Here is a 9,652-nt window from a genome sequence, read left to right on the forward strand (position 1 = left end):
CTACAATAAACCAATTAACTGGCAGCGATAATTGCAAGAAAGTCTTGTGACTTCAGTGCAGCCCCGCCAATCAAACCACCATCAATATCGGGCATTGCCAATAACTCTTTGGCATTTTCCGGCTTCATGCTACCACCATACAAAATCTGTACTTTTTCTGCCGCACCCGCATCACGGACAGCCACTTGCTGACGCAGGAAATGATGCACTTCTTGCGCCATTTCAGGCGTTGCGGTTTTACCCGTACCTATCGCCCAGACGGGTTCATAGGCAATCACCAGGCCATTAAGGCTATCCAGCACATCCAGCACAGCATTCAACTGCGCCGCTACAACCGCATTCGTCTGACCACTTTCTCGCTGCTCCAGGGTTTCACCGACGCAGACGATAGGCAAGACACCATGCTTCAACAATTGCTGCGCCTTGTGCGCTACCAGCTCGTTTGTTTCAGCATGATAAGCACGGCGCTCAGAGTGTCCGACAATCGCATATTTACAAGCGCAATCCTGCAACATGGAAGCAGAAATCTCACCCGTATAAGCACCATGCGCATGCACAGATACATCTTGCGCACCCCAGCTCACAGCAGTACCACTCAACAATTCTGCACACTGCGCAAAATAGGGCGCAGGAGCACAGACCAGCACGTCACACTGCAAACTGGCAGGCAAACCCGCCTTGACTTCAGACAACAATGAACGGTTGGCAGCAAAACTACCATTCATTTTCCAGTTACCGGCTATTAAGGTGCGTCGCATAGTGAGCCAAAATATAAATAACCGTCTATTGTAGCCTTCGCTGCAGACAGGGTCAAACCAGCAAGACCAGTTTTTACATTCCGAAGTTACTATAAAGACATAATTACATCAAATTTATGAGCAATATGGCAATTTTGTAAACTTCGACACATCCAGACACAGGTTTAATAAAAAAATAACAAGCAACAACTAATCCAGAGCCAGCATGATTTTACCTATATGCAAACCCTCTTCCATCATCGCATGCGCCTGAGCAGCTTGCTCCAGAGGGAAAACCTGATGTATGACGGGGACTATTTCTTTCGATGCCAACAGCGGCCAGACTTGCTCTTGCAGTTGTGTCGCGATTTTTGCCTTGAATGCAACGGAGCGTGGGCGCAATGTCGAACCCGTCACCGTCAAACGCCTGCGCAAGACCTGCGCCAGATCAAGCTCCGCCGAATTACCACCTAGCAGGGCAATAATCGCCAACCGGCCATCATCTGCCAGGCAATTGATTTCTTTTGGCACATAGGAGCCCGCGACCATATCCAGAATGACATCGACACCCTTACCTGCCGTCAATTCCTTGATGAGCTCGACGAAATTTTCAGTCTTGTAATTGATGCCGCGCTCAGCACCCAGTTTTTCTGTCGCTCTGCATTTTTCATCCGAGCCCGCCGCGGCAAACACCCTATGTCCCAGCGCCTTGGCAATCTGGATGGCTGCCACACCTATACCCGAAGTACCGCCCTGCACCAGAAAACTTTCGCCCGGCACCAGATGCGCGCGCTGAAATACATTACTCCAGACTGTAAAATAAGTTTCTGGCAAAGAAGCCGCTTCCACCATGGAAAGACCAGCAGGCACCTTCAAGCACTGACCCGCTGGCGCCACGCAATATTCCGCATAACCACCGCCCTGCACCAATGCGCAAACCTGGTCACCCAACTCAAAACCACTACCCTGCACATCACCACCGACTATTTCGCCAGCCACTTCCAGGCCCGGCAAATCTGAAGCACCTGGCGGCACAGGATAAAAACCAAGGCGCTGCAAGACATCAGGGCGATTCACACCAGCCGCGGCAACCTTGATTAATAGCTCGCCCTTACCCGGCACTGGCACAGGCCTGCTGCAAATCTGCAAGACTTCAGGCTTGCCATATTGGGTAATTTCAATTGCGCGCATTTCAGTTTTCATCTTCAGCCTTTGTAGGGGTCCAGCAATACAGTACGCAATTGTAAGCCAATAAAAAAACGCCCGTGCGAGACGGGCGTTTTTAACTCTGAAAGGTCAGAAGACCTTAGAATTTATTACTGCTGCTGTTGTTGCTGCTGTTGCTGCTGTTGCGGCTGAGCTGGTGCTTCAGATTCAGAAGCTGCTGCCTTCATCGACAACTTGAAGCGACCACGGTCATCAGTTTCCAGTACTTTTACACGTACTTGCTGACCTTCTTTGAGGTAGTCAGCAACTGCATTCACGCGCTCATTGGCGATCTGACTGATGTGCAGCAAACCATCTTTACCTGGCATGATTTGTACGATCGCGCCGAAGTCCAGCAATTTCAAGACTGTACCTTCATAGATTTTGCCAACTTCAACTTCTGCAGTAAGCTCTTCGATACGGCGCTTGGCTTCCTGTCCAGCTGCTGCATCAACAGAAGCGATCGTCACGATACCTTCATCGCTGATATCAATTTGCGTGCCAGTTTCTTCTGTCAAGGCACGGATTACCGCACCACCTTTACCGATCACGTCACGGATTTTTTCCGGATTGATCTTGACGGTGATCAGGCGTGGCGCAAAGTCAGACAATTCTGTATTACCGACTGGCACAGCTTCTTGCATTTTGCCAAGAATATGAATACGGCCTTCTTTAGCTTGCGCCAGAGCGACTTGCATAATTTCTTTAGTGATACCCTGGATTTTGATATCCATTTGCAGGGCAGTGATGCCTTCTGCAGTACCGGCTACTTTGAAGTCCATGTCGCCGAGGTGATCTTCATCACCGAGGATGTCTGTCAGAACGGCAAACTTGTTGCCGTCCTTGATCAGGCCCATGGCGATACCAGCAACGTGTGCTTTCATTGGTACACCAGCATCCATCAACGCCAGGCAGCCGCCGCAGACGGAAGCCATGGAAGAAGAACCATTGGATTCTGTAATTTCAGATACCAGACGGACTGAGTAGCTGAAATCTTCCGGATCAGGCAAAGCAGCTTGCAATGCACGTTTAGCCAGACGACCATGACCGATTTCACGACGCTTAGGTGTGCCAACACGGCCTGTTTCGCCAGTAGCGAACGGGGGCATGTTGTAATGCAGCATGAAGCGGTCAGAGTATTCACCCATCAGCGCATCAATTTTTTGCTCGTCACGGGCAGTGCCCAGAGTCGCAATCACCAGAGCCTGAGTTTCACCACGTGTGAACAGGGCTGTACCATGCGTACGTGGCAGAACGCCAGTGCGGATAGTGATAGGACGTACAGTACGTGTATCACGGCCATCGATACGTGGCTCGCCTTCCAGGATTTGGGAACGAACGATTTTCGCTTCCAGATCAAACAGGATATTGCCAACTTCAGATGAATCAGGAGCAGCTTCGCCTTTGGCAGCAGCTTGCTCAGCCAGTGCTGCAGCAACTGTAGACGTTGCCGCCTTCAATTGTTCAGTACGTGCTTGTTTTTCTTTGGTTTGATACGCAGTGCGCAACAGAGGCTCTGCCACTGCTGTAACAGCAGCGATCAGCGGCTCATTTTTTGCAGCAGGTGCCCATTGCACTTCAGGCTTGCCACCGTCGCGTACCAATTCATGGATCGCATCGATTACAGCTTTCATTTGCGTGTGGCCGTAAACAACTGCGCCCAGCATGATTTCTTCAGACAATTGCTGCGCTTCAGACTCAACCATCAACACGGCTTGCTCAGTACCGGCAACAACCAGATCAAGCTTGGATTGTTTCAGCTGAGTTGCGGTTGGGTTCAATACATATTGGCCATCAATATAGCCAACACGTGCCGCACCTACCGGGCCACTGAATGGGATGCCAGCAACGGAAATCGCTGCAGAAGCACCGATCATCGCAGCGATATCAGGGTCGATTTCTGGATTGACGGACAATACATGAATGATGACCTGAACTTCGTTCAGATAGCCTTCTGGGAACAGAGGGCGGATCGGGCGATCGATCAAACGGGAAGTCAGTGTTTCTTTTTCTGATGGACGACCTTCACGCTTGAAGAAACCGCCAGGAATACGGCCAGCAGCGTAAGTTTTTTCCATGTAATCCACGGTCAGAGGAAAGAAATCCTGACCTGGTTTTGCATCTTTCTTGGCAACGACAGTCGCCAATACAACGGTATCTTCTATGGATACCAGGACTGCACCCGATGCCTGGCGAGCGATTTCGCCGGTTTCCAGTGTTACCTGGTGCTGACCATATTGGAAGGTTTTAGTAATTTTATTAAACACAATGTGTCCTTTCTATTTGCCGACAGATTTTCAGGCGCTGTCGTTCACCTCACCACGAGCAATCCGCCTGGACTGCTTTTTGCCTGTTTTTTAATATTTACATCAAAAACCGGGCTAAAACTGGATAAAACTAAGTGAAACCAAAACTCTAGATGGACAAAAAGCCTGCGACAGTTAAATGACGCAGGCTTTTTGCTACAAATCTTTTGCTAAATTCAGCAAGAATTACTTACGCAAGCCGAGTTTTTCGATCAGTGAGCGATAGCGATTCAAGTCTTTACCTTTCAGGTAGGACAACAGACTCTTACGACGGTTAACCATCATGATCAAACCACGACGTGAGTGGTGATCTTTAGAGTGTGCTTTGAAGTGACCATTCAGGTCATTGATACGTGCAGTCAACAGAGCAACTTGCACTTCAGGAGAGCCTGTGTCGTTTTGACCACGGGCATTGTCCGCTACGATAGCGGCTTTTGCATTTTTTTCGATAGACATGATTTTCCTTAACATGCGATAACAATAGTCATATTAACCATACAAACCATCATTATCGTGACACAACAATTCCGCCGGAATGACGGAACGCGTGACTATAACACCGTTTTTAGCCAGAATCAAATCTGCTTTAAATCTGTGGGTTCAGCTTCTCTGTCTTCGATTGCAATTTATTCAATGCCGACAAATAAGCTTTCACTGAAGCAACGACGATATCAGGATCAGCACCCACCCCATTGACGATGCGGCCAGCCTTGGACAAACGCATGGTGACTTCACCCTGCGACTGAGTGCCAGTAGTGATTGCATTCACCGAGAACAACAACAGTTCTGCGCCACTCTGCACCTTGGAATCGATGGCATTCACAATGGCATCAACCGGACCATTACCATTGCCCTCACAAGTCACTTCCTTGCCGTCTGAAGTAAATACGACTTTGGCATAAGGCAACTCGCCAGTTTCAGAGCGCTGCGAAAGAGACACATAATGGAAGGCATCGTTATTTTGTGCATGCTCCTCATCAGACACCAGGGCAAGAATATCTTCGTCGAATATTTCCGACTTGCGGTCGGCGAGCTCTTTGAAGCGGGCAAAGGCGGCATTAACTTCAGTTTCTGATTCCAGCGCGATGCCCAACTCTTCCAGGCGCTGCTTGAAGGCGTTACGGCCAGATAATTTGCCCAGGACCAGTTTGTTCGCGCTCCAGCCCACATCTTCAGCACGCATGATCTCGTAAGTATCACGCGCTTTCAAGATGCCATCCTGATGGATGCCAGATGCATGGGCGAAGGCATTCGCACCAACCACAGCCTTGTTAGGCTGAACGGCAAAACCGGTGATTTGCGATACCAGCTTGGATGCTGGCACGATCTGGCTGATATCTATGCCCAGCTGCAAATCAAAATAGTCCTTGCGGGTGCGTACGGCCATGACGATTTCTTCCAGAGCCGTATTACCAGCACGCTCGCCCAGACCATTGATGGTGCATTCAATCTGGCGGGCACCACCTATCATGACGCCGGCCAGGGAGTTGGCCACCGCCATACCCAGGTCATTGTGACAGTGCACAGACCAGACTGCCTTGTCGGAATTGGGAATACGCTCACGCAAAGACTTCAACATATTGCCGTAGAGTTCAGGAACGGCATAGCCGACTGTGTCAGCAAAATTGATCGTCGTTGCACCTTCTTTAATAACCGCTTCCAGCACACGACACAGGAAATCCATATCTGAGCGGCTACCATCTTCAGGGCTGAATTCGACATCATCTGTAAAGTTGCGGGCATAGCGCACAGCCTGTATGGCCTGCTCCAGCACCTGGTCCGGCGTCATGCGCAATTTCTTTTCCATGTGCAGAGGAGACGTCGCGATGAAGGTATGAATACGCTTGCGTTGCGCCGCCTGCAAGGCTTCTGCTGCGCGGGCGATGTCGCGGTCATTGGCGCGCGACAAAGAGCAGATCGTTGAGTCCTTGATGATGGAAGCAATCGCCTTGATAGATTCAAAATCGCCAGGAGACGCCGCCGCAAAACCAGCTTCAATCACATCGACTTTCATTCTTTCCAGCTGCTTGGCAATACGGATTTTTTCATCCTTGGTCATGGATGCACCAGGGGATTGCTCTCCATCGCGCAAAGTTGTGTCGAATATGATGAGTTTGTCGGCCATGTTATTGCTCCTGATATGATTTAAGTCTGAAATGTCGTAGATGTAAAACTGCAAACTGTGAATATTCTTTGACCTACCCTTGCAAGACGCACATGGGTGGTGAGACTACTCGAATTGTGGGTATAGGGGGATTTAGCGCGTGAACGCTAGTAGAGATGCCAGCAATAGCGATAGCAGACCAGACAGGCCTGCCATAGTGTTTTTTGCTATTGATGTAGATGCGAAGTTCATGCCAAAGACTATAAGCGCAAAGGCAGAAAAGTGCAAGAATTTATAGCAGGAAAATCCTGTTTTTATGAGGCAAAAAAGCAAAAAAGCCGCGATACATTTTCCGTATTGCGGCTTTTCTTGAAAAACGCCGAATTTAATCTGGCATTGCGCGTTTTGATATCGACTTTTTTGATGAAGACTTATTTATCATCATGGTGATGATCATCCACAGTAGTCTGCACGATGCTGACTGGCCTGCCCTTGCGCCAGCGCCACAGCAAGACGACATAACCAGACAAACCATACAGGACAAACAAACCAAACAAAACCTTGGGCGGATCACTGACTACCGCAACATAGGCAAGCACGATGAGGAAAGGCGCAATGAATGGCACTGACTTACGCAGGTTCACGTCCTTGAAACTATAAAAAGGCACATTGGTCACCATCGTCAACCCAGCGAACAAGGTGATACTCCAGGTACTCCAGCTCAAGTCGTGCCGAAGAAAATGCAAGTCCTCCATCAGCAAGACAAAGCCGGCAACCAGCGCCGCAGCAGCAGGACTGGGCAAGCCCTGGAAATACCGCTTATCGACGACACCAATATTGGTATTGAAACGTGCCAGACGCAAAGCTGCACCGGCGCAATAGACAAAAGCCGCCAGCCAGCCAAGCTTGCCCATTCCCTTCAACGACCATTCATAAGCCACCAGTGCCGGTGCAGCACCAAAGGAAATCATGTCTGACAAACTATCGTATTGCGCCCCAAACTCACTCTGAGTATTGGTCATGCGGGCGACGCGCCCATCCAGACTATCCAGTACCATAGCCACGAAAATTGCCAGTGCAGACTGGTCAAAACGTTGATCCATTGCCATGACAATCGCATAAAAACCGCAAAACAAGGCTGCAGTTGTAAATGCATTCGGCAAAAGATAGATGCCGCGCCTGGGTTTGACTGGCACACGCACATCTTCACCCACATGAGCGCTCACAGGTGCATTCTTGCGCGCACCCTTGGGAAAGAGCTTAAAACTACCTTTTGGCTTTCGCTTTAGTATTGGTGCCATTCTTGCTATCGTAATCTGTAAAATATATCTCTTACCTGGGCAAGGGATGAAAAAGTGTGCGAAGTATAACCCCGATTATTAGCAATGAAAACAAATGCATCTTTCACGTTGCAAGCTCCAATATACATCTTCATTCACATTCAATTAAAAAATAGACCTACAGTTTGGTGAGGCGATCATGGAAGATCAAAGTAAAAATCGCCCTGATGGGCGATTTTTACTTTGATCGGTCTCTGAAGACATTCACAACTTACTTCAAATTGAATGCAACGATAGTGTTATCCCGACTCTTAATATAAAGAATACCATTCCTGGATAGCGATAGTTCGCCCGCATGAGAATAAGTCCATACAGTTTGATGTGTGTTCAAATCAACTGCATAGGTATTTTTATCGCCTGAAACAAAAAGAAGATTGTTCGTCACCAACATAGCCTGTGGAGTACTGTACACCTGCAACGTATCATCCAAAGCTGGCTTCCACTGCCATAGCACTTGCCCTGTATTGATATCCAATGCGCTTAAAGTCCCGGGCCAGGTAATGGCAAATACTGTGTTTTTTGAGCAAACAAGTGAACTATTTGTATAACTGGTTGATGAACTACCAGCAAACTTACCTGCGGCAAGATCAAAAATAACAATTGATGAATTGAAGCCTTCTGGCTTTTGAAAACTCAAAAACGCATTCCTGTCAGGGCAATATACAGAAATCGCATTCATATTGATGAATTGATAATCAGAAAAAAGTGTCACGGGTGTGCCACTACCAAATTTATTGAAAATGCTTAAGCCAACACGTTCTGCTGCTTGACTATTCTTTTCTTTCTGCACCGTGGTTGAACGATACGCCATTACGGATTGATCATTAAATGTCAGCATGCTGGAATCAAACCGGAACTTGGCCACAGATTTGACTTTGTACGTATCCGGGTCAATAACAAACGCCGATCTGAATAAACTGACGCCAAAATCTTCAAAGCTTAAATTACCCGAACTATAGGATGCCTGTCCATAAACGCCGCTGACATCAGCAACCAGCTCACCAATGCCATTGACGGAATATACTTGTCCAATATTGGTCTGCCCCAAAAACTGACCACTGCCCAGATCAAATACTTTTACTTCAGGCTGGGCCGAGGTTTGCGCATAAATCTTGTTTTGGTAGATTGCTGGTGTCGGTGATACAGGCGGAATATAGCTTGGTTTATAAACAGGGCCATTGCTAAGATTAACCCGCCATTTTTCGCTTCCATCATTTTCATTTAAAGCGTAAAGAATCTGGTTTTTAGTATCGTCCAACTGCACAAAATAAAAACCACTATTCTGCGTAACAAGTCTTGACAATGCATTACCAAAACTATCACTTGCCTGAATTTTTTTCTCGAAACGATATGAGAATTTATTCGGATCAAGGCTGACAGGCACATTTCCACTATGGCTGGAATTACCCTGAAAGGCCGACCAGTCATACGCACCGGGGAGTGGTGACAACTGCGACAAAACAGCGGCCTTGACTTCAAAACGATACGGCAATTTCCATGGCGAGCCCTGATGCGCTTGCTTGCATATAAGCGGATTATCTTTACACAGGCGTATTTCGATGACACCGGAATAAACACCAGGTGATAGATTAGACGCGACTTCCAGCGTGGCTTGATAGGTATAAGTATCAATAGCATTAACTTTCACATCAGGCTTAATTCCGCCGTTGATGTCAATAATGCCTATGTTGATGATGTCAGGGAAATTCCGGGTCGCACGGGCTTGAACAACGATTTGACGCTTTTCATTTGGCCATATAACCGCGTTCAATGCATTGGGAGCCAGTGCGAGTCCGGGATCATTGGAAACAGCTACTGCAACTCCGCCACCTGTTGTAGTTCCGGTAGTCGTACCTGTTGTAGTTCCGGTAGTCGTACCTGTTGTAGTTCCGGTAGTCGTACCTGTTGTAGTTCCGGTAGTCGTACCTGTTGTAGTTCCGGTAGTCGTACCTGTTGTAG

Annotated in this window: 7 protein-coding genes; all 7 read right to left on the reverse strand. The window is 48.1% G+C overall.

What is annotated here, in order from left to right:
* Positions 1 to 14: 14 nt before the first annotated feature.
* The 7 genes from tpiA to ACO0LL_RS08295 all read right to left on the reverse strand — a co-directional run bounded on the left by tpiA (position 15) and on the right by ACO0LL_RS08295 (position 9,464).
* Complete coding sequence (gene tpiA, locus ACO0LL_RS08265) at positions 15 to 758, reverse strand: triose-phosphate isomerase (RefSeq protein WP_422950390.1); 744 nt, start codon at positions 756 to 758, stop codon at positions 15 to 17.
* Positions 759 to 947: 189 nt separating this feature from the next.
* Positions 948 to 1,928 carry an NAD(P)H-quinone oxidoreductase gene (locus ACO0LL_RS08270; RefSeq protein WP_422950391.1) on the reverse strand — a complete coding sequence of 327 codons (981 nt, stop codon included), beginning with the start codon at positions 1,926 to 1,928 and terminating at the stop codon, positions 948 to 950.
* 125 nt (positions 1,929 to 2,053) lie between these two features.
* Entirely contained in the window at positions 2,054 to 4,210 is a 2,157-nt protein-coding gene (gene pnp, locus ACO0LL_RS08275; protein WP_422950392.1) for a polyribonucleotide nucleotidyltransferase, read from the reverse strand.
* 225 nt (positions 4,211 to 4,435) lie between these two features.
* A complete protein-coding gene (rpsO, locus tag ACO0LL_RS08280; protein ID WP_110253976.1) occupies positions 4,436 to 4,705 on the reverse strand; it encodes a 30S ribosomal protein S15 in 270 nt (89 codons plus the stop codon).
* A gap of 130 nt (positions 4,706 to 4,835) precedes the next feature.
* A complete protein-coding gene (locus tag ACO0LL_RS08285; protein WP_422950393.1) occupies positions 4,836 to 6,374 on the reverse strand; it encodes a 2-isopropylmalate synthase in 1,539 nt (512 codons plus the stop codon).
* Positions 6,375 to 6,784: 410 nt separating this feature from the next.
* Positions 6,785 to 7,654: a CDP-diacylglycerol--serine O-phosphatidyltransferase gene (gene pssA / locus ACO0LL_RS08290; protein ID WP_422950394.1), complete on the reverse strand. Its 870-nt coding sequence runs from the start codon at positions 7,652 to 7,654 to the stop codon at positions 6,785 to 6,787.
* Between the two features lie 250 nt (positions 7,655 to 7,904).
* The gene (locus ACO0LL_RS08295; protein ID WP_422950395.1) at positions 7,905 to 9,464 is read right to left on the reverse strand and encodes a PQQ-binding-like beta-propeller repeat protein; all 1,560 of its coding nucleotides are present in this window, start codon (positions 9,462 to 9,464) and stop codon (positions 7,905 to 7,907) included.
* Positions 9,465 to 9,652 lie beyond the last annotated feature (188 nt).

Origin of the sequence: Undibacterium sp. TC4M20W (assembly GCF_049340245.1) — a bacterium.
GTDB lineage: Bacteria > Pseudomonadota > Gammaproteobacteria > Burkholderiales > Burkholderiaceae_D > Undibacterium.